This window comes from Streptomyces sp. NPDC001700 (genome assembly GCF_053596435.1).
In genome coordinates this window covers 20,473-43,869 of the sequence record NZ_JBSFGE010000032.1, presented here as the reverse complement: position 1 = coordinate 43,869, position 23,397 = coordinate 20,473, and the positions used below count along the sequence as shown (strand labels likewise).

Here is a 23,397-nt window from a genome sequence, read left to right as displayed (position 1 = left end):
GCCGAACGGTCCGCGCGGGCCGACGAGACAGAGGCCGGGCTGTGGCAGGGGGCCTCGGAGGTTATGGGTGCGATACCGGGTCCTTGGGGCACTTGAGCTGCGGGACGGGGACCGATGGACGACCCTCGGCCCGGCGAAGTGGCGGATGCTGCTCGCGGTGCTGCTGTGCCACGCCAACCGGACCGTCCCGGCCGAACGGCTCCTCGACGAACTGTGGGGCGAGGGCCAGGCGCCGCAGAGCGCGGCCAAGTTGCTGCAGACGTATGTCTCGCGGCTCCGGCAGAGCCTCGGTGACGCCTCCGGTCAGGCCCTGATCACCGACAAGCAGGGCTACAAGGCACACGGCTACCGACTGGCCGTCGAGGCGGCCGACTTCGACGCGCACCGGTTCGAGCAGCTGGTCGAGGAGGGGCGGCGCGGGCTGGACCGGGACGCCGAGTCCCCCGAGGACGCGGCCGAGCGGCTGCGCGAGGCGCTGGTGATGTGGCGGGGCACGCCGTACGCGGACGTGCCCGCCACCCCGTCCGTGGAGGCGGAGACCACCCGGCTCGGGGAACTCCGGCTGCAGGCCGTGGACGCCCGCATCGACGCCGATCTGCGCTGCGGGCGGCACACCGACGTGCTGGGCGAGCTGGAGGCGCTGACCGCCGAGCATCCGTACCGCGAGGGGCTGCGCGGCCGTCTGATGCTGGCCCTCTACCGCTCCGGGCGGCAGGCCGACGCGCTGGCCGCCTACCGCGATCTGCACCGGCTGCTGGCCGAGGACCTCGGGGTGGAGCCGATTCCGCCGGTGCAGCGGCTCCAGCAACAGATCCTCACCGCCGACGCTTCCCTGCTGGCGCCCCCGGCCCCCCGCAAGGAGGAGAAGCCCGCCACCCCGGCCAGGCGCGCGGCCGCCCGGGGCCCTCGCCAACTGCCGCCCGCCAGCCAGGCGTTCACCGGCCGCCATGGCGAGGTGGCGGTGATCCAGGCGCTCCTGAATCAAGGCGATCAAGACGACGAAGGCGGCCGAGGAGACCACGAGGGCCGGGGAAACCCAGGCGATCAGAGCGGGTCCGTGGTGATCGCGGCCATCGACGGCACCGGCGGCGTCGGCAAGTCCACGCTGGCCATCCACGCCGCGCACCAGCTCGCCGAGCGGTTCCCGGACGGCCAGCTCTACGTCGATCTGCACGGCACCACCGCCGGGCTCTCGCCCCTCGAACCGGCCGAAGTGCTGGGCCGGTTCCTGCGCGCCCTGGGCGTGGACGGGTCGAGCGTGCCGGGCGATACGGACGAGGCGTCGGCCCAGTTCCGCTCGCTGGTGGCGGGGCGGCGGCTGCTGGTCATCCTCGACAACGCCGCCTCCGTGGACCAGGTCCGCCCGCTGCTGCCCGCCGGGCCCGACTGCGCCGCGCTGGTCACCAGCCGCGAGATGCTGACCACCCTGGAAGGCGCCACCCATCTGCATCTGGACGTCCTCCCCCACGACCAGGCCGTGGCACTGCTGGAGCGGATCGTCGGGGTGGAGCGGGTGCGGGCCGAGCGCGCGGAGGCCGAGGAGATCACCCGGCTGTGCGGCCGTCTGCCGCTGGCGCTGCGGATCGCGGGCGCCCGGCTGGCCGCCCGCCCGGCGTGGCCGCTGCGCACCCTGGTGGCCAAACTGACCGACGCCCGAGGCAGGCTGGACGAGCTGCGCTTCGGCGACCTGGCCGTGCGGACCAGCTTCGAGGTGAGCTACGACGCCTTCCGGCTCGGCGGGCGCTCCGACGACGCGGACGCGGTACGCGCCTTCCGGCTGCTGAGCGTGGTGCCCGGGCAGGACGTGAGCGTGCCGGTGGCGGCCGCGCTGCTGGACCAGTCGGCCGACCGTACCGAGAACGCGCTGGAGCGGCTGGTCGACGCGCAGCTGCTGGAGAGCCCGGACTCGGTCCGGTACCACATGCACGATCTGCTCCGGCTGTTCGCCTCGGAGCGGGCCGAGCAGGAGGAGCCCGAGGCCGAGCCCGCCGCGGCGCTGGAGCGGGCGATGTCGGCGTACGTGGCCACCACCCAGCGGGCGGTCGCCCTGCTGGACCCGCGCCGCCCCTGGCCCCGCCATCCGGTCGAGGGCACCGTGATCCCGCTGCGGGACGCCACGGACGCGGAGGCGTGGCTGAAGACCGAGGCGGGCAATCTGGTGGCCGCCGCCGCCCACGCCGTCACCCAGTCCGACGCGCTCGCCCGGCTCGGGATCCGGCTGGCGCAGGCGCTGCAGTGGTTCCTGTATCCACGGGCGCACGCCCAGGATCTGCAGACGGTCAACGAGCTGGCGATCGGGGCCGCCCGGCGGCTGGGCGATCTGGAGAGCCAGGCGTGGGCGCTGGATCACCTCTCGGGCGCGCACTGGCTGCAGCACAGCTACGACGAGATGCGGGCCACCCTGGAATCGGCGCTGGAGATCTGGCGCGCCATCGGCCATCCGAGGGGCGAGCAGCGGTCGCTGTGCAACCTGGCGGACGCGCTGTCCGAACTGGGGCTGTTCGAGGAGGCCATCGCGGTGCAGCGGCGTCAGCTCGCGCTGGCCCGGGACACCGGGGACCTCGCGGCCGAGGTCATCGGCCTGGGCAACCTGGGCCGCGCCTACCGCGGCCTCGGCCACTCCGAGGACGCCCTGACGTGTTTCAAGGAGAGCCTGGAGCACGCCCGGCGGACCGGCGACGTCCATCACCAGGGCTTCGCGATGTACGAGATCGGCATCACGTACATGGAGCAGGGCAAGTTCCCCGAGGGCCGGGCACATCTGGACGAGGCGCTGCCGGTGTGGCAGCGGCCGGGTACGTACGAGAGCTGGCGCGGGCACACCTGGAGCGGGCTCTTCCCCGCCTGTATGACGCTGCAGATGGGCCCCGGCCCGCACTGAGGGCAGGGCGGGGGCTTCGTCACCGCGGCGCTGGAGGGCTGCGGCGCTGCGGCGCTACGGCTTGCGCGCCACTCCGCCGTACGCCCACACCCGGCTCGGGTCGTGTTCGGCGCCGATGCCCGGGCGCCAGGCGGCCACCTGCACCAGCCCGGGGTCGAGCAGCTCAAGGCCGTGGAAGAAGCCCATGATTCCGGCGTAGTCGCGCGGGGCCGCGGTCACCGGGCTGACGCTGAGCGGCGCCCAGTCCCGGTCGTCGGGGGTCTCGTCGGTGAAGTCGCCGGTGACATGGGACAGGATCAGACAGCTGCCGGGGGCGGCCCAGTCCATGAGCCGGGCGACGATGCCGTACGGATCGTCCTTGTCGTCGAGGTAGTCGAGGATGAAGGTGAGCACGATGCCCACCGGCTGCCCCGGGTCGAGCAGTCGGCGCACCTCGTCATGGGCCAGGATCTTCTCGGGCTCGCACAGATCGCCACTGATCATCGTGGTGCCGGGGACCGTCAGCCGGGCCTGGCCGTGGCTGGCCACGATCGGGTCGTTGTCGACGTAGACCACGCGGGACCGGGGATTGGCCGCCTGGGCGATCTCATGCACGTTCGGGGTGGTGGGCAGTCCCGATCCGATGTCCAGGAACTGGCTGATCCCGGCGTCGGCCAGTACGGCCATCGCCCGCTGCACGAAGCGGCGGTTGGACAGGGCGGTGTCCCGGATCTCCGGCGCGATCCGCAGGAACCGCTGGGCCTGTTCGTAGTCGGCGAGGTAGTTGTCCTTGCCGCCGACGAGGTAGTTGTACACCCGGGCCGGGTTCGCCCGGTGGCCGGGATGGCGGCCGTGGTCGGCCGACCGCCAGTCCACCGTGGTGAGCCCGATGCCGGGCCCGCTGCTGTTCATCCGAGAATCCCCTGACCTCAAAGCTGCGTCGCCTCTCCCGCTCGCCGGGTCCGTCACCGCGGATGCGGTGCCGGGCCGGGACGCCAGGTGACCGTGTCGCTGGGTCCCGGTTCGGCCCAGGCGACCGGGGCCCGGGACCAGAGGTGGAACGGCAGGTCGACGTCGGCGGACACCCGGCTGAGCTGTCCCCAGGAGTACGCGTGGGAGTGGACCACCGCGGCCTGCAGCGCCGCTTCGAGGCAGGCGCGCGCGGTCCGCTCCGCGCGGCAGGTGCCGCTCGGGCCGGAGCCCTCCACCCCGCCGGACACCTGATAGGTGCTCCAGGCGTAGAGGGCTTCGTCCTCGGTGCGGTGCGGTTGCTGCTGCTGGTCGACGTTCACGGGCCCTCTCCAGACGCGTCTCTACCGGCGGGGCTTGGCGATGCGTCCAGCATCGGAGAGGGCGGATTACCGGCGGTATAGCGGCGGTAGACCGGGATGCGACCGCGCTATACCCAACGGCGGCCGGTCACTGCTGCGCGAGCCAGGACAGCACCTCGCGGTTGATCCGCTCGGGCTGCTCCAGGTGCAGGAAGTGGCCAGCGCCGTCGACGAGTTCGATCCGGGAGCCCGCCGGGAGGTGGTCCTTGGCGCTGTGGATCACATCGGAGCCGATGCAGCCGTCGTCGCTGCCGTGCAGGAAGAGGATCGGCCGCTCACCGGTGGCGGTGATCGCCGCCTGCTCCGCCGCGTAGGCCGGCACGTGGCGGGTCGGGTCGAACAGGGCCTTGTAGTAGCCGATCGCGGCGGCGAGGTGGGCCGGGTCCTTCAGGCTCTCCTTGACGTGCGCGATGTCCTGCGCGGAGTCGTCGTAACCGGGCGACCAGTCGCGCCACAGACCGTCGATGAGCGCCATGTCATGGGCCGCGGCGGCCGCTTCGGCCAGCGGGGTCTGGAACAGGAAGATGTAGAAGGAGCGCTTGAACTGGCCGTAGTCGTAGCCGAAGAAGTCGGCCAGTACGCCGCCCAGCGGGGGCACGGACATCGTCACGGCGCGCCGCCAGCGCTCTGGGGCGTGGGCGGTGGCGCCGTAGGCGGCGATGGCACCCCAGTCGTGGCCGATGAGCACCGCGTCGCCGTCGGCGCCGAAGGCCTCGTGCAGGGCGTTGGCGTCGGAGGCGATGGCGCCCGCCTGGTAGGCGCCGTCGTCGGGTATGCCGGTGGGCGCGTACCCCCGCAGGAAGGGGGCGACGGCGTGGTAGCCCGCGTCCGCCAGGGCGGGCAGCAGGTGGCGCCAGGAGTGCGCGGTGTCGGGGAAGCCATGCAGGCAGAGCGCCAGCGGGGCGTCCGCCGGGCCCGCTTCGAGATAGCCGAACTCAAGTCCATTCGCGGTAATGCTCTTGACCTCTGTCACGCTCAGCGATGCTAATTCACCGTCAGGAACACGTCCACGCGCGCCAACAGGGGAATTCCGCACCACCCGATGATCCGGCTGCGCGGTGGCCGGGAGGGTGGCAGACTGCGCGCTGTGCCGTCCGGATCCACCCGACCGGGGTCGGGCACCTCCGCCTGACCGCCCGCCCGGCCCGAGGGAGGCCCCCATGATCAGCCCGAGCAGCCCCGTCGCGGACCACCATGAGGCCATGGAGCACCGCGGGTTCCTCTACCGCGACGAGGGGGAAGTGATCGATGTCTGCGTGCCCTTCCTGCGCGCGGGCCTGGAGGCCGACGACGCGGTGGCGGTGGTCGCGGCCAAGTCGAACATCGCGGCGCTGCGGGACGCCCTCGGACAGGACGCCCCGGCGGTGCAGTTCGAGGACGCGCTCAGCTGGTACCAGCACCCGGTGAAGACCATCGCCGCGTACGACTCGTTCGTGAAGGCCGAGTCACCGCGCCGGGTCCGGGTGATAGCCGAGCCGGTGTGGCAGGGGCGCACTCCGCTGGAGGTGGTGGAGTGGGCGCGCTACGAGTCGATCGTGAACGCGGCGTTCGCCCACTCCGGTGCCCGCGCCATCTGCTGTTACGACCGCCGTGTGCTGCACCCCGAGATCCTGACGTACGCGCGCCGGACCCACCCCGAGATCATCGACGGTCAGGGGCCCGAGGAGAGCCTGGACTACCTGGCCCCCGGCCCGTTCAGCGCCACCTGCGACCGCCGTGCGCTGCCTCCCACCCCTCGGACGGCCGACCGGCTGCCGGTCGAGGGGGCCGACCTGGACGCCGTACGGATCTTCATCGCCGAGCGGGGCGGCCGCCACGGCATGGGCCTGGAGGCCCTGCGCAACATGGTCGCCGCCGTCGCCGAGGTGGGAAACACCGCCCTGCGCCACGGCAGCGCCCCTGCGGAGCTGCGGGTGTGGACCGAGGACGGCGATCTGGTCTGCGAGATCGCCGGGCCCGGCCACTGGTACCCGGACGCCCTGTGGGGTTTCACCCCGCCGGAGGGGTCGGAGACCGGGTTCGGGCTGTGGGGCGTGCGGATGCTGTGCGACGTCGTCCAGATGCAGGCGGACGCGGACGGCACCCTGATCAGGCTGCGCACCGGGCTGTGACCAGCGATTCACCTTCCTGATGCCGGGAGTTCCGGCACTCCGTGGTCGGCCAGCGGGCCCACCTCGAGGCCTGCCGCACGGCACGCGGTGACCAGGTGCGGCAGGGCGGCCAGGGTGACGCGCCAGCAGCCGAGGGAGCCCGCCCGGTCGGTGTCGTGCAGCAGGACCGTGGCGCCGCCCTGGAGGCCGCCGCGCAGGGTGGCGAGCACCGAGGCCGGGGTGGCGTTCGGTGACCAGTCCCGCCCCCAGGCCGACCACAGGATGGGCCGCAGCCCGGCGCGTACGGCCGCGAGCCAGCGGCCACCGGTCAGGACGCCGTACGGGGGCCGGTACCACAGCGGTTCGGCTCCGGTGGCCAGCCGTACCGCCCGGGCGGCGGACGCGACCTCCGTGATGTCCCGGACCGGCCTCGGCAGCCAGGGGCGACTGTGGGTCCAGCCGTGGACGGCGAGTTCATGGCCGCGGAGCGCGATCTCGCGGGTGGTGCGCGGGTAGCGCAGCACGCTCTCGCCCAGGACGAAGAACGTGGCGCTCACCGCCAGCTCGTCCAGGGCGTCCAGGAAGCGCGGGGTGGAGTGGGGGTCGGGGCCGTCGTCGAAGGTGAGGGCGATGTGGTTGGACCGGCCCCGCCCGGCCAGCGCGGGGAACAGGAGCCGCCGGGGTCCCGGCAGCCAGGTGCCCGCCGGGACCAGATGCGCGGCCGCGGCCACCACCGCCGCGTTCCGGGCCAGCGCACCGGTCCGGGCCGCCGCCCCCGCGCGCCAGGCGGTCACGACGGGCTCCCGCCGTCCGGGACGCGCCGTACCGTCGGCCCCACCGCCGCGCCCGAGGTGTCCGCGTCCCACCCCTCGGCCATGGCGGGCGACCGGGTGAGGCCGACGATCCCGGCCGCCATCAGGGCGATGCCGACGGCCTCGGGCAGCAGGCGCAGCCCCAGTTCGACGCGTTCGCCGAACAGCACCCAGCCCAGCGCGATGCTCACCAGCGCGTCCCCGAGGGTCAGCGCGGGCTGGGAGGCGGCCAGGGTGCCCGCGCGCAGGGTGCTCTGGAGCAGCAGAAAGCTACCCAGCCCCACCAGGCACACCGCGTACAGCGGCCAGCTCGTGAACACGGCGGCCACTCCCCCGCCGAAGCGCCCGGTGAACTCCTTGATGAGGGCGGCCGTGCACGCGAAGCCGACCGCGGTCGCGCAGCCGAGCGCCGCCGCCCGCGCCGCGCCCCGCAGCGCCCGCGCCATCAGAGCGAGGGCGCCCACGACGAGCACCAGCACCACCCCGGCGGGCAGCCAGAGCCCGTTCCTGGCCGTGTCCCGGCCGTGCGAGGGGTCGGCCGCCACGAGGAAGAGCGCGAGCCCGGCGGCCAGCATCACGAACGCGAGCCAGGTCCGGCCGCCCGGCCGCCGGTGGAACACCAGACTCCCCACCACCAGGGTGAACAGCAGCTCGCTGACCAGCAGCGGCTGTACGACGGAGAGCCGCCCGACCGCCAGCGCCCCCACCTGGGCCACCGCCGAGACCACCATCGCCGCGCCCCCGGCCAGCCAGTACGGGCGCCGCAGCAGCCGCGCCAGATGCCGCAGCGCCTGCCCCGGCCCGCCACCGGCCGCCGGAACCTCCCGCTCCTGGTCCATCGCGGCGCGCCGCTGCAGTACGGACGCCGCGCCGTTGCCCAGGGCGGACAGCAGCGCGAGGAGGACGGTCAGGGCGCCCATGTCACCCTCACCCGAAGCGGGCTGCCAGCCGGTGGTACAGCCCCGGGGCCGCGCCGCGCACCAGCACGGGCAGCCGCAGCCAGGCCGGTACGTACACCTCGTCCCGGCCGCGCGCGACGGCGTCCCACACGGCGTCGGCGACCCGCTCGGGCGGCAGCGGGCGCGGCATCCGGCGGGTGTACGGGACGCCTCGGCGGGCGAAGAACGGGGTGTCCACCACGCCGGGGACCACATGGGTGACGCGTACGCCGCCCCGGCGCAGTTCGTCGCGCAGGGCGTCGGCGAAGACGCCGAGCGCCGCCTTGGCCGCGGAGTACACCGCCTCGCCGCGCACCCCGAGGCTGCCCGCGACCGATCCGATGAGCACGATGTGGCCACGCCGCTCGGCCAGCATGTGCGGCAGGACCAGCCGTACGAGCCGCATGGTGGCGAGCAGGTCGACGCCCACCACCCGGTCGATGGCGGCGGGTGGCATCGCGCTGAAGGGGCCCGCCCAGCCGATGCCCGCCCCCGCGACGAGCAGATCCACCCGCCCGGCGGTACGGAAGGCGGCCTCGACCAGGTCGCGGCCGCCCTCGGGAGTGGCCAGATCGGCGGGCAGGGCGACGGCCGAGGTGTGCGCGGCCACCCGGTCGAGCCGTTCCCGGTGGCGGCCGCTGACCAGCAGCCGCCATCCGCCGCCCGCCGCGAAGCGGTGCGCGACGGCGGCGCCGATACCCGAGGACGCGCCGGTCACCAGCGCGACCCCGGTTTCGGCGGGGGCGGCCCCGGTGGCGGCGGATCCGGCCGGGTCACGCGCGGCGCCGGCTTGAGGCTGTGCGTCCGGCAGAGGGCGGGCCATGGCACCTTCCTGTCTCGCTGCCGACCGGCGGCATGAGCACCCACCGGCCGTCGAGCGCGCGGTTTGACGGCACGCGGAGCGGATACCTCCAGTGAGCCATGAGCGGCCGCGCCTCGCACCATCGGAGGTGATGATGCACCTGCCGTCGCAGCGTTTTCTCGTGGTGAGCGCCAGCATGGGAGCCGGTCATGACGCGGTGGCCGGGGAGCTGGCGCGCAGACTGGAGCGCGCGGGGCACCGGGCGGACCGGGTGGATGTGCTGGAGCTGCTGCCCGCCGGGATCGGCCCGGGGCTGCGCGTCTTCTACCGGGCGGCGGTCCGCCGGGCCCCGGCGGTCTACGCGGGCATCTACCGGGCGTTCTTCCAGACCGGCCCAGACCCCGGCCCCGACCATGACCACGACCACGGCGGCGGGCCACGGCCCGGCACCGCGCCGCTGGCGGCGCTCGCCGAGGACCGGTTGCTGGCGCTGGCCGGGCGGCTGCGGCCGGACGCGGTGGTGCCCGTATTCCACCTCGCCGCCCAGCTCACCGGCCGTCTGCGGGCGCGCGGGGCCCTGACCGTGCCGAGCGCGGTGGTGGTCACCGACTTCGCGGTGCACCGCCAGTGGCTGCACCCGGGCAACGATCTGCACCTGTGTGTCACGGAGGAGGCCGCCGAACGGGTGCGGCGGGCCCTCGGCCGCCCCGCGGTGGCCACCGGCCCGCTGGTGGCGGGGCGTTTCCTCGGCCCGGCGCCCGGGGCGGCGGACTGGCGGCGCCGCTTCGAGCTGCACGCCCCCGGGCGGCCGCCGGTGGTCCTGTCCGCCGGGGCCTGGGGGGCCGGTACGCGGCTGGCGGACACCGCGCGGCTGCTGTCCGCCGCGGGCTATCTGCCGGTGGCGCTGTGCGGCCGGGACGAACGGCTGCGCCACCGGCTGTCCCGGTGGCCGCAGGTGGTGGCTCTCGGCTGGGAACCGGATCTGCCCGGACTGCTGGGCGCCACACGGGCGCTGGTGGACAACGCGGCCGGACAGACCGCGCTGGAAGCACTGGCCACCGGGGTCCCGGTGGTGGGCTACCGCCCCATCCCGGGCCATGGGCGCGAAGGGGTCCGCCGGATGGCCGCCCTCGGACTGACGGACCACGCGACGGACTCATGGGATCTGCTGCGCCTGCTCGACGCGCTCACCGCGGCGTCCGCGCTGCGCGAACGCCGTATCGCGGCGGGCCGACGGCTGTTCGCCACCGACCCCGCCGATGTCGCCGCCCGGCTGGCCGACATCGTGTCCGTATGTGAGTCCCCCTGAAGAAGTAGGCGGACCGGAGTGGGTGGACCGCAGTTTCGGCGCGCACATGGCCGCCGACACATCCGGGTCCACCCTCCCCAAACGCCACTTCCGCCCCCGCTACCGCTGAGGTGGCGGCGCACTGACGGGAGAGCGGCGGTCAGCTGGTGGCCGCGGCCTCGTACAGGCCACGCCCGGAGCGCTTGGCGCGGTCCGTCGTGCGCAGCCGCTCCAGCGTGTTGCGCACCGAGTTCACGTTGGTACGCGTCTCGTCGCGGCCCAGCGCGTCGTTGACCTCGGACGCGCGCATCGGACGGCCCGCCTTCTTCAGCGCACCGAGCACCGACTCGGCGAGCCCGGCGGAGCGCTCGGAGGAGGTGCCCGCAGCCTTGGCCGTCTTCTCGGTGGCCTTGGCCGTGGCCTTCTCGCTCGCCGGGGCGCTCTTCTCGGTGGCCTTGACCGCCTTGGTGGTGGCCTTGGCGGCGGGCTTGGCCGTGGGCTTGGCGGTGGCGGTGGCGGTGTCCTTGGCCGCCGCCTTCTTGGCGGGCTTCTTCGCCGCGGTCTTCTTGCCCGCGGCCTTGGTGGCGGTCTTCGCGGCACGGCCGCCGGTGGTGGACTTGGCGGCCTTGCTGCGCTGACGGCCGATGGCGGCCTTGCGCGTGGCGGCGGGGGTCCGGGTCGCCGGAGCCGCCTCGGCGGCCAGCTTCGGGTCGCCCTCGGCGGCCGCCTCCGTGGCGGTGGCGGTGGCCTTGGCGGTGGCGGTGTCCTTGGACACCGGCTTCGCCTGCGCGATGTCACCGTTGCCCGACTGCGGGAGCGAGGTGGCTCCCGACAGGGCCTGAAGGCTGCTCAGAGCGGTGCTGACCACCTCCAACCGCTGCGTGACGGCGTCCAAATCACCCTTGAGGGCCTCCTGTTGCTTCTCCAGTTGCGGAAGCTCTGCCTTCAGTGCCTCGATCGTCGAGCCCACACTGTTGTCGGCACTCAGCGCGTTCACCATCACTTCGTCCCCTTTCTGGGCGTCTGCGCCCATCGTTGCTGCGATTATGCCTGCTGTTAGATGTGTGCGGTGCCCTGTGTGCCACCACGCAAAACAACCGGGACCGCCTTGACGGCTACGGAGCAGCCAACTTTCCATGAAGTCACGTGACACGAACCCCCTCGTCAGACCATCCGTGTCATCCTCAGGAGTGGTGGCGCGCGTCATGATGACGACACATCAGGCGCGAAAAACACCGCGCGCCCCCATGCCACCTCAGCGGGCTTTCGTCACCGGGGTGTTGAGGGAGAAACCGCCTCGTCGACGAGCGCGGTGAGCTGCCCTGGGGTCATGCTGCCCGGTGCGCGGCGCTCCCGGGCGCAGTTGCCCGCGATGCGTCCCAGCGTCTCGTTGACCGGGGCCGGGATGCCGTGTTCGCGTCCGAGCAGCACGATCTCCCCGTTGAGATAGTCCGCCTCGATGGTGCCGGTCCCCCGGGTGAGGCTCTGCCACGAGGAGCCGCCGCCGCGCTCCACACCGTCCGCCGGGCTCATCTCCACCTTTCCGGAGCGGAGCGCGGCCTGTTCAGCGGCGTCGGCGTGGGCGATGCCCGCGGCGTCGAGGACTGCGGCTCCCTCCGCCTTCGCCCGCGCGGCCAGCGCCTGGGCCTCGTCCCCGGTGAGCGGTCCGCAGATCGCCTCGACGGCGTTGGCGAGGTTGTTGATGAGCTTGGCGTACTTCCAGCGCATCACGTCCGGTACGACCGGCGCGAGGAACACGGACTCCGCCAGGTCCGCGGACACCCGCCGGATGGTGTCGTCCTCCCCCGACGGATAACGGCCCAGGCTGAGGATGCCGGTGTACGGGGCGCACGGCGCGGCGACCGCCCCCGGCTCCAGGTACGTCGAGGGCAGCCAGACGCAGACGCCGTAGACCCGGCGGAAGCGGCGCAGCGCCAACCGCTCGTTCTCCACGCCGTTCTGGGCGCAGAGCAGCGGCAGCCGATCCCCCGCGGTGCCGCCGCCGGTGACCGGGCGCGGCGCCCAGGCGTCCAGCGCCGCCGCGCTGTCCTGGGTCTTCACGGCGAGGACGAGCACATCGCCGGGGCCCAGTTCGATGCCGTCGGGTCCCGTGACGGCGGGTGCCGGGACCTCATGGGTGGTCCCGGGTGCGGTGAACCGCAGTCCGCGCTCGCGCAGCGCCTCGTAGTGCGCCCCGCGTGCCACCAGGACCACGTCGTGACCGGCGAGATGGAGCCGGGCGCCGATCGTGCCGCCGACCGCCCCCGCTCCGATGATGATGTAGCGCACCGGGCCCCCTTCCCCGTGAGTGGTAGAAACAACGTACCTGCACGGACCTGTTGGAAGAGCCCGAGGTGGAACCATGAAACTGCGCTGTGCCGTGCTCGACGACTTCCAGGACGTGGCCCTGTCCTCGGCCGACTGGTCGGGGGTCCGCGACGCGGTGGACGTGGTGTCGCACCGGCGCCACTTCACCGACCGGGACGCGCTCGTCGAGGCGATCGGGGACTGCGAGATCGTGGTCATCATGCGGGAACGCACCCCGTTCCCCGCGGAGCTGTTCGCCCGGCTGCCCCGGCTCCGGCTGCTCGTCACCACCGGGATGCGCAACGCGTCCGTCGATCTGGAGGCGGCCGCCCGGCACGGGGTCACCGTGTGCGGCACGGCCAGTTCCTCCGAGCCGCCCGTCGAGCTGACCTGGGCGCTGATCCTCGGTCTGGCCCGCCACCTGGTCACGGAGAGCACGGCGCTGCGGGACGGCGGGCCGTGGCAGAGCACGGTCGGCATGGATCTGCACGGCCGGCGGCTCGGGCTGCTGGGCCTCGGCAAGATCGGCGCCAAGGTGGCGCGGATCGGCCAGGCGTTCGGCATGGACGTGGCCGCCTGGAGTCAGCACCTGACGCCCGAGCGGGCGGCGGAGGCGGGCGTGCGGTTCGTCTCCGCCAAGGAGGAGTTGCTGGAGACCAGCGATGTGGTCTCGGTGCATCTGGTGCTCAGTGACCGCACCCGGGGGCTGCTGGGCACGCCGGAGCTGCGGCGGATGCGCCCCACGGCGTACCTCGTGAACACCTCCCGCGCGGCCATCGTGGACCAGGCGGCCCTCGCGGACGCCCTGCGGGGCGGCTGGATCGCGGGCGCGGGGGTCGATGTGTTCGAGGAGGAGCCGCTGGGTCCGGAGCACCCGTTCCGTACGCTGCCGAATCTGCTCGGCACCCCGCATCTGGGCTATGTGACCCGGGGCAACTACGAGGGCTACTTCCGCGACGCGGTGGAGGACATCCGCGCGTATCTCGCGGGCGAGCCGGTCCGGGTCCTCACCGCGCCATGAGCCGCCTCAGCCGGAACCAGGGCCCAGGGTGTCCAGGGCCATGACGGCGACATGGAGCCGCGACCGCTGGGCGCCGGACTCCAGATTGCCGCCGACCAGGCGCTCGATGGTGTGCAGGCGCTGGTAGAAGGCCTGCCGGGAGAGTCCGGCCTGTTTGGCGGCGACCGACTTGTTGCCCGCGGCGTCGAGGTACTGGCGCAGGATGGCCAGCAGGTCGCCGCCGTGCCGCTCGTCGTGCTGCATCAGCCTGCCCAGCTGCCGTTCCACGTAGTTCTGGACGCGGACGTCGTCCCGCAGGGTGTACAGCAGTTCCGGCAGCCCGAGGTCCGCTGACATGTGGAACGGCCGCCGGGGTGTGCCGGGGCCGATGGCGTCCGCGACCTCCTCGGCCTGGGTGAACGACCGCGCCACCTGGTCGAGGGCGGTCACGCCGGGGCCGACCGCGAGGACGGCCTCCTCGCCGAGCGTTCCGAGGGTTTCCTCGGCGACCCGGCCGATGCGCTCCACGACGGGCTGCCACGCGGCGGCGAGCGGCAGGGTGAGCAGGACGCCGGTGCGGTCCGGGGAGAGCCTGCCGACCAGTGCGTGGATTCCGGCGCCGCGCAGGTCCTCGCCGAGGTGGCTGTCCAGGTCGGCCCGGTCGGCGGCGTCGGGCCGGTGGCCGATGGCCAGGGCGATGAAGAGGTGGCCGACGGTCGGCAGCCCGAGGGCCTCGACCCGGATGCGGGATTCGGTGCGGCTGAGATGGCTTCCGTGCCGCAGCTCCAGCAGGGCGGAGGCGCGGGCCTGCCGGTCCCACTGGGTGTGGCCGGTCATCCGGGCCAGGGTGAGGGCGGTCGCGGCGCGCCGCAGGGTCAGGGTGTGCTCGGGGCCAGCGGCCGGGCCGGTCTGGTCGGGCAGCGCGACGAGGCGCCCCCAGCGCTGTCCGTCGTGTTCGACGGGGGCCACCAGCCAGCCTTCCGGCCCGCTGGGCGCCGCGTGGTCGGGGGTCGGCGTGGCGCGGGAGCGGCGCTGCCAGGCCTCCAGGATCGTGCCGCCGGGGCGGCCCGCCGTACAGACGATCATGGCGTGGTGCACCAGGTTCTCCAGCACCACCGACCGTCCCATCAGGTCGGCCGCGACTTGGACCAGCTCCTCCGGGCGGGCGCCGCGCAGCGTCAGGTCGGTGAAGAGTTCATGGACCTGGTGGGAGCGGCGCAGCAGTTCGCCCTGGGCGTCCAGGATCAGCGCGTGGACGGTCTGGGTGACCTCGATGAACCGGATGCCGTGGGAGAGCACGATCAGCGGGAGGTCCCGGGCCCGACAGGCGGCCACCAGGTCCGGCGGCACCTGCTGGTACCGGCGGCCCAGCTCCACGACCAGACCGGCCGCGCCGACGTCGGCGAGCTGGTCGGCGTAGCCGCGCAGCCGGGTGGGGTCGTTGGGCTGGGGCATGCCGGTGGTGAGGACGAGTTCGCCGCCCTCCAGGAACGACGCCGGGTCCAGCAGTTCGGTGACGTGGACCCAGCGGACGGGACGGTTCAGCCGGTCCTCCCCGGCCATGACCCGGGGCAGTCCCGCGGCGATCACGGGCAGCCGCAGTACGTCGGCGACGGTGAGCAATGCCATCCGGCCCGCTTCCTCCCTGCACGGTGCCCGCCGTGGCGGGCGGATCTCTGGAGTCCCGGCGGCGCGCGGGGAGGCGGGGCGCCGGGACTCCAGGATCTCAGGGTCGCCGGGCAATGAGATCGGCGACGGTGGCGATGGGCGAGGTACGGGTGCGGCCGCCCGCCTCGTGCCGGTCCGCGAGCCGGTAGGCGACGTACAGTCCGCGCACCCCGAGCCAGCGGAACGGCTCCGGCTCCCAGGTGCCCGGGCGGTGCCCGGTCCACGGCAGCCGGGTCAGCCGGGTGTCCCGCTTCAGCACCAGGTCGGTGAGGGTGCGGGCGGCCAGGTTGGTGGAGGTCACCCCGTGGCCGACGTAGCCGCCCGCCCAGCCGGTGCCGGTGGCCCGGTTCAGGCCGACGGTGGCCGACCAGTCGCGGGGTACGGCGAGGACACCGCACCAGGCGTGGTCGACCCGGACGCCGGTGGTCTGCGGCAGCATGCGCTGGAGGGTCTGGGTGAGCTGGCCGATCGTACGGTCGCTGACCCGGCCCGAGTCGTCGGTGCGGGAGCCGAAGCGGTACGGCACACCGCGCCCGCCGATGGCGATCCGGTCGTCCGGGGTGCGCTGGGCGTACATATGGCCGTGTGCGGTGTCGCCGAGGGTTTCCCGGCCCTCCCAGCCGATCTCCTTCCACACGTCCGCGGGCAGCGGCTCGGTGACGATCATCGAGCTGTTCATCGGGAGCCAGGCGCGCCGCAGCCCCTTGAGGGACGAGGTGAACCCCTCGGTCGCGCGGAGCACCACGGGGGCGCGGACCGTGCCGTGTGCGGTGAGCGCGCGACCCGGCTCGATGGCGGTGACGGGTGACTTCTCGTAGATGGTGACGCCGAGCCGTTCCACTGTCTCGGCGAGCCCCCGGACCAGGGCGGCGGGCTGGAGCCGGGCGCAGTGCGGGGTGTACGCGCCCGCGGTCACCCCGTCGATGGCGATGTGCCGGTCGGACTCGGCGGGGGTGAGCAGGACGGACTCCGCCACACCCCACTCGTGGTCCTGCTCGACCTTGTGCCGCAGCCGGGTGGCCTGGGCGGGGGTGCGCGCGACCCGCAGGGTGCCGCCCTTGACGATGTCCGCGTCGATGTTCTCGCGGGCGGCGACGGCGATGATCTCGTCCACGGCCTCGTTCATGGCCCGCTGCCAGTCGAGGACGGCGTCGCGGCCGTACATGCGGGCCAGCCGGTCGCGGGCGCCGGGGATCAGTCCGGAGGCCCAGCCGCCGTTGCGGCCGGAGGCTCCGAAGCCCGCGAACTCGGCTTCGAGGACCGTGATACGCAGGGACGGGTCGGCCTGCTTGAGGTAGTAGGCGGTCCACAGGCCGGTCATTCCGGCGCCGACGACGCACACATCGGCGTCGCGGTCGCCGGGCAGCGCCGGGCGGGGGGCGGGCAGTTCGGCGAACCAGTGGGCGACGCGCCCGTTGACCGGTGCCGTGGTGGCGGACATGGGGTCCTCTCGCGGTGTGAGGGGTGGCCGGGAAGCCGGATCAGACGCCGAGCAGACCGGGCAGCTCGGACAGGTCCTTGATCTCCTCGTACGGCTGGTAGGCGGCCGACCCGGGGAAGCCGTACCGGTTGACCCAGATCCGCCGCATGCCCTCGTACCGCTTGGTCGGCATGATGTCGTACTCCCAGCCCTGGGCGGTGTGGATGATGTGCGCAGGGCCCCGGCCGGTGGCCTTCATGAGGTATTCGAAGGCCTGCGGCAGCGGCTTGAACGCGCCCGCCTGCTCGGCGGTGAGGACGTAGTCCCACTCCACGCCCAGCTCGTCGACGGCGTAGGAGATCAGGTCGTCCTCGCTGTTGGAGAGGATGGCGATGTCGTATTCGCCCTTGAGGCGGCGCAGCGCGTCGGGCACCTCGTGGAACGGCTTGAACCGCTTGATGGCCTCGATCAGCGCCTCGCCGTCCTCGTCGCGGTAGGGCAGGCCGTGCAGCAGCATGACGTTGTTCAGGGTGCGGCGGACGGTCTCCCGGTACGGGCGGTAGTGGTCCACGACGCCCTGGAACCGCATCACGTACGCGTCGTGGTGGAACTGCTTGGGGTCGACGCCGTACTCGGCGAGCCGGTCCTTGACGATCTCGTGGGTGGCGCTCTGGGTGTCGAAGTTGATGAGGGTGCGGTAGCAGTCGAAGGAGACGAGCTTGCGCATGGCGGGGTCCTTTCGGATGAGGGGGCGGGGCGCGGTCAGGCGCGGCGGCTGGCTTCCGCCAGGCCCAGGTCCTTGGTTTCGGGCGCGAGGATGATGGAGGCCACGAGGCCGATGATGGTGATGCCCGCGCCCATCGCGAGGGTGCCGCGGACGCCGAAGTCGGCGGTGAGCATGGGCAGCAGGAAGGTGCTGGAGGCGGAGCCGACCCGGCTCATGGCGGTGGCGATGCCGACGCCGGTGGCGCGCAGGTCGGTGGGGAACAGCTCGCTCGGATACACGAACTGCAGTCCACTGCCCGCGGCCTCGAAGAACTGGAACCCGGCGAAGAGGGCGACCACCAGGAACGCGTAGTGCAGCGGCAGCACGATCAGGGCGATGAGGCAGACGTTGATGCAGGCGAAGCTGGAGATGAGCAGGGGCCGGCGGCCGATCCGGTTGACCACGAGCAGCCCGACCGCCGTGCCCGCGACCGCGATGGTGGTGATGAGCGCGCTGGCGCCGAAGGTGCTGGTCACCCCGAACGACTCCAGCATCTGCGGCTGGAAGGACCGTACGGCGAAGGCGGGCGCCACCTGACAGATCCAGAACACCGAACAGAAGAGGACGGGGATCGCGTAGCCGCGGCGGAAGATCTCCAGCAGGTTGCCCAGGCCCGAGCCGCCGCGCCGGGTGCCGCTCTCGGCGAGCAGTTCCTCGGTGCTGACCTCCTGGTGGAGGTGGCGGCGTACGACCTCCTTGGCCTCGTCCACCCGGCCGCGGGAGGCCAGCCAGCGGGGCGACTCGGGCACTCCGGCCCGGAAGAACATGAAGATGATGGCGGGCACCGCGCCGGAGGCCAGCATCCAGCGCCACGCGTCGTCGCCGGTGCCCATCAGCAGCCAGCCGGCCCAGAAGCTGACGCCGTAGCCGACCCACCAGGCGAGGACCAGGCCGGACAGGGCCGGGCCACGGATCTTGCGCGGCACCAGCTCGGAGGTCAGGGCGGACGCGATCGGGTAGTCGGCGCCGATCGCGATGCCGATCAGCAGCCTGAGCACCAGCAGCTGCCACGCCTCGGTGACGAAGAACTGGAGGGCCGAGAAGATCACGAAGGTCAGCAGGTTGAGCACATACATCAGATGGCGGCCGACCCGGTCCGTGATCGGACCGAAGACCGCGCCGCCGATGAAGACGCCGACCAGGACGGAGGCGGCGATCAGCCCCTCCCACATGGTGTTCAGGCTGAGCGCCGGGGTGATCAGGGTGAGGGCGACGCCCATGATGCCGAGCAGATAGCCGTCGCAGAACGGACCGCCCATGGCGACGGCGACCATCCTGCGGTGAAAGCCGGTGACGGGGGCTTCGTCGAGGCTCACGGTTCGTGTGGTGGCTTCTTGCGAAGGTGACGGGCTGGACAAAGACATGCTTGAGACTCCTGGGGACGAGGAGGTGGCGCCGGGGCGCTGGGCGATGCGGCACAAGGGGTGGGCATCGGGCGTCAAGCATTCGTGCGGGGCGCCGCAGGGGCCGCGGGGTGTGCTGCCGGGGACGGGCAGGTGACGGGAGGTTGGATGGCCATCACCATGGTTCAGCCGTCCGGCACCGTCAACGGCCATCCTGTTCCATCGGCGACTCGGTGGTGGACACTCTGTACGCCCGGTCCGCACCGGGGCTGCGCAGGACTTTGGTCCCGGGGCACGGTTCCGCCGGGGACACAGCGTCCACAACGGCCCGCCGGGGCGGACACTGTGCCCGTTGCCCCGGAGCGCGGCTGCGGTCAGGGTGTGGGAATCGATCCACACCCTTCCTGACCTCGGGAGAACCGTCATGACACTCCGGTGTGAGCCCCCGGGGGACCTGAGCGACCCGCCGGGAGGCGGCCATGGGTGACCGGCTGGTCGTCCTCTACAACGACCATCTGCCGTACAACCGGGAGCGCGTCGAGTCCCTGGCGCGGACCGTGTACGCGACCGAGGAGGAACTGCCGGACCTCCTCCCCGGCGCGGACACCCTGCTCGCCTGGTGGCCGCTGAGCCCGGCCGTCGCCGCCTCGTGGCCGGACGATCCCGCGAAGGCCCCCCGCTGGGTGCATGTGGCCGCCGCGGGCGTGGACCCGTATCTGTTTCCCGCGCTGACCGGCAACCCGGATGTGGTGCTCACCAACTCGCGCGGGGTGTACGACCAGCCCATCGCCGAATACGTCCTCGGGCTGATCCTGTCCCTCGCCAAGGACTTCCCCGGCATGTGGGACCACCAGCGCGGCCGTCAGTGGCGGCCGCGCGACAGCGAGCGCGTCGGCGGCCGCACCGTGCTGGTCTGGGGCACCGGGTCCATCGGCCGGGCCGTCGCCCGGCTGCTGCGCGCGGTCGGCATGCGGGTGTGCGGCGCGGGCCGCACCCCGCGCGACGCCGACCCCGACTTCGGCACCGTGCACGGTCCGGCGACGCTGCACACCGGGCTGGGCGAGGCCGATTACGTGGTGCTGGCCGCCCCGCTCACCCCGGCCACCCACGGCATGGTGGACGCCTCGGTGCTGGCGGCCATGAAGCCCGGCGCCCGGCTGGTCAACGTAGGACGCGGCCAGCTGGTGGACGAGGCGGCCCTGATCGACGCCCTGTCCGGCGGCAGGCTGGCCGGTGCCGCGCTGGACGTGTTCGCCCGGGAGCCACTGCCCGCCACCTCCCCGCTGTGGGAGCTGCCGGGGGTCATCGTGTCCCCGCACACCGCGGGTGAGGTGGTCCGCTGGCGCGACGACCTGGCCGAGCTGTTCCTGGACAACCTGCTCCGCAGGACCGAGGGCCGCCCGCTGCGCAATGTGGTCGACAAGGCGCTGGGTTACGTCAGATAGGCGGGTTACGTCAGGTAAGTGGTGGCCACCACTCCGTTTCACCCTCCCTCCGGCCGGAAAGCCGCAGAGGACGGGGAAAAACACATCGGCCCGCAGACGGAGGGGAACGTGGCGCACACCACACCAGGTCAGGGCACCGGCGCCGAACGGATCCGGGAGAACACCTCAGGGCAGAGCACCCCGCCGACCCGGCGGGGGCTGCTCTCGGTAACGGCGGCGGCCGGTCTCGGTCTGCTCGCCGGATGCGGCGAGCAGAACACCGACTGGTCCAGTCCCTCCAGGAGCCCCACGCCCGCCAAGAGCGGCGGGACCTCCGCCGCGGGCTCCGACAACAAGGCCAGCCGCTCCCCGTCGCCGAAGCCGACGAAGCGACGGCCCGAACTCCCGCGTGGCGGCCGCGATCTGTCCCGGTACCGCCTGGTGGGGTACTGCGGACTGCCCGGCGCCGCCGCACTCGGCCGGCTCGGTACCGGTGACCTGAACCAGCGGGTCAAGGAGATCGAGAAGACCGCGCGCGACTACGCCGCGGACCGGGAGCCACTGCCGGTCCTCGAACTGCTCGCGACCATCACCAACAGCTCCGCGGGACCGGACGGCACCTACCGCACCCGGGTCCCGGACGACACCATCCAGCGTTTCCACGACGCGGCCCGGCGCCATGAAGCGATGCTGCTGCTCAACATCCAGCCCGGCCGGGCGTCGATGCTGGACGAGGTCAAGGCGCTGCGCGACTGGCTCGTGAAGCCCGATGTGGGCATAGCGCTGGACCCCGAGTGGGACATGGGCCCGGGAGAGGTGCCGGGCGACACCTACGGCAGCACCAGCGGGAAGGAGCTGACCGACGTGGCGCGCTATCTCTCGGGGATAGTCGAGGAACACGATCTGCCGGAGAAGCCGCTCGTCTTCCACCAGGTGGCGGTGTCCGTGGTCCCCGACCAGTCCGCGCTGCGCCCGCAGCCCGGAGTCGTCGTCATCAAGAGCGCGGACGGCATCGGCTCGCCGGGCATGAAGCGGGACACCTGGCGGCAGCTCGTGAAGGACCAGCCGGAGGGCGTGCGCACCGGCTTCAAGCTCTTCTACGAGGAGGACGCCGAGGTCAGTCGGCTGATGACCCCGAAGGAAGTGCTGGCCCTGCGGCCCCGGCCGGACTACGTCATGTTCGAGTGACACGCGGATCGAATGACACGTGTGAAGCCGCCCCCGGCCCAAGGGACCGGGGGCGGCTTCATGGGATCCGCCGGGTCAGGTCCGTGGCGCGGTGGCCACGGAGACCGGTTCGTGTTCGGCGCGCTCGCCCGTACCGGGCCGGGAAAAGCGCATCAGGACGCAGGCACCCGCGTACAGCACCGCCACCACGAGCAGCAGGGCCTGGTAGCCGGTGACCAGCGCGAGGTATTCGAGGGTGCCGCCGACCAGCGAGCCGAGCAGGTTGGCGCCGAAGGCCGCCGTGGGGTCGGAGGCCATGGACAGCCGGTCGGAGAAGATGAGGTTGGCGCAGAAGATGGGGGCGAAGGCCAGCGCGATCGCGGCGGCCAGGCGCCCCGCGAAGGGCAGTCCGAGCACCAGATCGGCCGGGATGAGCCAGGAGACGGCCAGCGTGGCGAAGAGCAGGAGCTGCAGGGCCAGCTGGTTGAGCTTGCCCATCCGCCGCCGTACCTCGACCGCGGACAGTACGGCCAGCAGCACACCGGCGAACACCATGGCATTGACCAGCCAGGTGGTGCCGAAGTACAGCGCGAAGCCGATCACGTTCTTGGTTTCGAGCAGCATGAAGGCGGCGCCGAGCAGGAACATGTCGGCGTAACCGAAGGTCCGCCGCAGCCGTACGCCGGTCAGCCGCACCGACGCCAGGGTCACCAGCAGGATCGCGCCCAGCACCCCGAGGTAGAGGGTGGGAATGGTGCGGTGCAGCAGATACGGGAACGGGTGGTCGTCGCTCGCGGCCTTCGGCACCGGGCCGGACGCCTTCCACGTGGCCCCGCACGACTGGGCGGCCGGGGTGGTGCCCGCGACGAGGACCGCGGCCCGCTGGTTGCCGTAGTGGGTGATGCAGGGGGCGTGTCCGAAGACGGAGGTGAGCGTCCCGCCGAAGCGGTCGATGAGCCAGTTCTGCCGGTAGTAGTTGTACATGGCGAACGCGCCGCCGGGGGCCAGGTGGCGATGGGCCGCCTCGAACGCCTGGCGGGTGAACAGATAGCTCTCCAGGCGCAGGTTGCTGGCCCCGGACACCAGGGTCAGGGAGTCCGGCAGCGCGAGGACGATCAGGTCGTAGCGGGTCTTGGTCTGCTCCAGGAAGGCCCGTCCGTCGTTGATGTGGACGTGCACCCGGGGGTTGTCGTACGGCCGGGCCGGGTGCAGGGAGGCGCCGATCTCCTGAAGCCTCGGGTCGATCTCCACGGCGTCCACGCGCCGGGCCCCGTGGGCGAGGGCGAGGGCCACGTCGTTGCCGTTGCCCGCGCCGATGACCAGCACCCGGCGGTGGGAGTTGCGCGGCGTCTCGCGGTAGGGCTGCTCATACGGTGAACCGGGCTTCGTCAGCGCCTTCAGCGGGGCGATGGACTGATGCGGAACACCGTTGGCGGCGATGTTGTAGTCCCGGGCGGACGAGGACGACTTCTTGACCTCGATCTTGTAGTACGGCGACCACGAGATACCGGTGGCCGCCGATTCCAGCGCCAGCACCGCCACCATCACGGCCAGCGGAATCGCGGACCGGATGAGGTTGCGCCGCCCGACCAGCACCAGCATCGCCAGCGCCGCGAGCACACCCCACACCACCGACGGCGCACGCAGCCAGGACAGCAGCGCGAAGGACACCGAGCCGGTGAGGGAGCCGAGCAGGTCGAAGCGGTACGCCTCCAGCGACGGCAGCCGCCGGAACTGGTCGGCCGTCATCTTGCCGATCGCCATCATGATGAGCGCGGTCAGCCCGAACAGCACGGGCAGGGTGACCCACTGCGGCAGACCGGTGGTCTTCACGGCGGTGAAGTAGATGACCTCGCCGCTGCTCTGCCGCACCTGGACGGGAAACTCCCGGACCAGGACGACGAGGACGGCCAGCGGGAGGGGCGCCCAGCGGGTGAGCCACTGCCCGCGGCCGGCGGGAAGGAGGAATCCGAGGCCGATTCCGAGGAACGAGCCCAGGAGGATGAAGTTCGAGAAATAGCTCAGATGGACGATATTGGCGCCGGTCCACCGGATCAGCGCCAGCTCGACGAAGAGCATGGTGGCGCTGGCCAGCAGCAGCCTCGCGCGCACGTTTTGCGGTCCAGGGCTGTGCTCCATGTCGGCCCACGCTGTCATCAGAGGCGGGGCAGGTCGAGCACC

Annotated in this window: 19 protein-coding genes; 6 read left to right on the top strand and 13 right to left on the bottom strand. The window is 72.7% G+C overall.

From position 1 onward, the window contains the following. The first annotated feature begins 67 nt into the window (after positions 1 to 67). Entirely contained in the window at positions 68 to 2,881 is a 2,814-nt protein-coding gene (locus tag ACWC5C_RS37200; RefSeq protein WP_450882946.1) for an AfsR/SARP family transcriptional regulator, read from the top strand. A 54-nt stretch (positions 2,882 to 2,935) separates the two neighbouring features. On the opposite strand, the gene ACWC5C_RS37195 is transcribed toward ACWC5C_RS37200, so the two are convergent. From ACWC5C_RS37195 to ACWC5C_RS37185, 3 genes are all read right to left on the bottom strand, one after another. Continuing rightward, complete coding sequence (locus ACWC5C_RS37195; protein ID WP_385441914.1) at positions 2,936 to 3,772, bottom strand: SAM-dependent methyltransferase; 837 nt, start codon at positions 3,770 to 3,772, stop codon at positions 2,936 to 2,938. A gap of 53 nt (positions 3,773 to 3,825) precedes the next feature. Beyond that, positions 3,826 to 4,152 (bottom strand): hypothetical protein, encoded by a 327-nt coding sequence (locus ACWC5C_RS37190; RefSeq protein ID WP_385441916.1) that lies wholly within the window; start codon positions 4,150 to 4,152, stop codon positions 3,826 to 3,828. 127 nt (positions 4,153 to 4,279) lie between these two features. After that, a complete protein-coding gene (locus ACWC5C_RS37185) occupies positions 4,280 to 5,164 on the bottom strand; it encodes an alpha/beta fold hydrolase (protein WP_450882944.1) in 885 nt (294 codons plus the stop codon). A gap of 187 nt (positions 5,165 to 5,351) precedes the next feature. Between ACWC5C_RS37185 and ACWC5C_RS37180 the strand changes: the two genes are divergently transcribed. Further along, complete coding sequence (locus tag ACWC5C_RS37180) at positions 5,352 to 6,302, top strand: anti-sigma factor RsbA family regulatory protein (protein WP_450882942.1); 951 nt, start codon at positions 5,352 to 5,354, stop codon at positions 6,300 to 6,302. A gap of 8 nt (positions 6,303 to 6,310) precedes the next feature. On the opposite strand, the gene ACWC5C_RS37175 is transcribed toward ACWC5C_RS37180, so the two are convergent. Genes ACWC5C_RS37175 through ACWC5C_RS37165 form a run of 3 tightly spaced genes read right to left on the bottom strand, consistent with a single transcriptional unit; the run spans position 6,311 to position 8,854 of the window. Next, complete coding sequence (locus tag ACWC5C_RS37175; protein ID WP_450882940.1) at positions 6,311 to 7,075, bottom strand: polysaccharide deacetylase family protein; 765 nt, start codon at positions 7,073 to 7,075, stop codon at positions 6,311 to 6,313. Then, positions 7,072 to 8,013 (bottom strand): DMT family transporter, encoded by a 942-nt coding sequence (locus tag ACWC5C_RS37170; RefSeq protein ID WP_450882938.1) that lies wholly within the window; start codon positions 8,011 to 8,013, stop codon positions 7,072 to 7,074. The genes ACWC5C_RS37175 and ACWC5C_RS37170 overlap by 4 nt, the downstream gene beginning before the upstream one ends. A 7-nt stretch (positions 8,014 to 8,020) precedes the next feature. After that, positions 8,021 to 8,854: an SDR family NAD(P)-dependent oxidoreductase gene (locus ACWC5C_RS37165; RefSeq protein WP_450882936.1), complete on the bottom strand. Its 834-nt coding sequence runs from the start codon at positions 8,852 to 8,854 to the stop codon at positions 8,021 to 8,023. 133 nt (positions 8,855 to 8,987) lie between these two features. Between ACWC5C_RS37165 and ACWC5C_RS37160 the strand changes: the two genes are divergently transcribed. Beyond that, positions 8,988 to 10,142 (top strand): MGDG synthase family glycosyltransferase, encoded by a 1,155-nt coding sequence (locus ACWC5C_RS37160; RefSeq protein WP_450883026.1) that lies wholly within the window; start codon positions 8,988 to 8,990, stop codon positions 10,140 to 10,142. Between the two features lie 139 nt (positions 10,143 to 10,281). On the opposite strand, the gene ACWC5C_RS37155 is transcribed toward ACWC5C_RS37160, so the two are convergent. Together ACWC5C_RS37155 and ACWC5C_RS37150 are read right to left on the bottom strand one after the other, a co-directional pair. Then, positions 10,282 to 11,121, bottom strand: coding sequence for a prephenate dehydrogenase (locus tag ACWC5C_RS37155; RefSeq protein ID WP_450882934.1), 840 nt, complete (start codon positions 11,119 to 11,121; stop codon positions 10,282 to 10,284). Positions 11,122 to 11,390: 269 nt separating this feature from the next. Next, a complete protein-coding gene (locus ACWC5C_RS37150) occupies positions 11,391 to 12,410 on the bottom strand; it encodes a ketopantoate reductase family protein (RefSeq protein WP_450882932.1) in 1,020 nt (339 codons plus the stop codon). Positions 12,411 to 12,483: 73 nt separating this feature from the next. Here ACWC5C_RS37150 and ACWC5C_RS37145 point away from each other — a divergent pair, with 73 nt between their 5' ends. Continuing rightward, the gene (locus tag ACWC5C_RS37145; RefSeq protein ID WP_450882930.1) at positions 12,484 to 13,449 is read left to right on the top strand and encodes a D-2-hydroxyacid dehydrogenase family protein; all 966 of its coding nucleotides are present in this window, start codon (positions 12,484 to 12,486) and stop codon (positions 13,447 to 13,449) included. A gap of 6 nt (positions 13,450 to 13,455) precedes the next feature. Here ACWC5C_RS37145 and ACWC5C_RS37140 read toward each other — a convergent pair whose 3' ends face one another. The 4 genes from ACWC5C_RS37140 to ACWC5C_RS37125 all read right to left on the bottom strand — a co-directional run bounded on the left by ACWC5C_RS37140 (position 13,456) and on the right by ACWC5C_RS37125 (position 18,598). Next, the gene (locus ACWC5C_RS37140) at positions 13,456 to 15,057 is read right to left on the bottom strand and encodes a PucR family transcriptional regulator (RefSeq protein WP_450882928.1); all 1,602 of its coding nucleotides are present in this window, start codon (positions 15,055 to 15,057) and stop codon (positions 13,456 to 13,458) included. A gap of 97 nt (positions 15,058 to 15,154) precedes the next feature. Further along, positions 15,155 to 16,537 carry an NAD(P)/FAD-dependent oxidoreductase gene (locus ACWC5C_RS37135; RefSeq protein ID WP_450882926.1) on the bottom strand — a complete coding sequence of 461 codons (1,383 nt, stop codon included), beginning with the start codon at positions 16,535 to 16,537 and terminating at the stop codon, positions 15,155 to 15,157. Between the two features lie 40 nt (positions 16,538 to 16,577). Then, positions 16,578 to 17,243 carry an HAD-IA family hydrolase gene (locus ACWC5C_RS37130; protein ID WP_450882924.1) on the bottom strand — a complete coding sequence of 222 codons (666 nt, stop codon included), beginning with the start codon at positions 17,241 to 17,243 and terminating at the stop codon, positions 16,578 to 16,580. A gap of 35 nt (positions 17,244 to 17,278) precedes the next feature. After that, complete coding sequence (locus ACWC5C_RS37125; RefSeq protein ID WP_450882922.1) at positions 17,279 to 18,598, bottom strand: MFS transporter; 1,320 nt, start codon at positions 18,596 to 18,598, stop codon at positions 17,279 to 17,281. 506 nt (positions 18,599 to 19,104) lie between these two features. Here ACWC5C_RS37125 and ACWC5C_RS37120 point away from each other — a divergent pair. Continuing rightward, entirely contained in the window at positions 19,105 to 20,070 is a 966-nt protein-coding gene (locus ACWC5C_RS37120) for a D-2-hydroxyacid dehydrogenase (RefSeq protein WP_450882920.1), read from the top strand. 108 nt (positions 20,071 to 20,178) lie between these two features. Continuing rightward, the gene (locus ACWC5C_RS37115) at positions 20,179 to 21,237 is read left to right on the top strand and encodes a hypothetical protein (protein ID WP_450882918.1); all 1,059 of its coding nucleotides are present in this window, start codon (positions 20,179 to 20,181) and stop codon (positions 21,235 to 21,237) included. Positions 21,238 to 21,312: 75 nt separating this feature from the next. On the opposite strand, the gene ACWC5C_RS37110 is transcribed toward ACWC5C_RS37115, so the two are convergent. Beyond that, entirely contained in the window at positions 21,313 to 23,328 is a 2,016-nt protein-coding gene (locus ACWC5C_RS37110) for a spermine/spermidine synthase domain-containing protein (RefSeq protein WP_450882916.1), read from the bottom strand. Positions 23,329 to 23,397 lie beyond the last annotated feature (69 nt).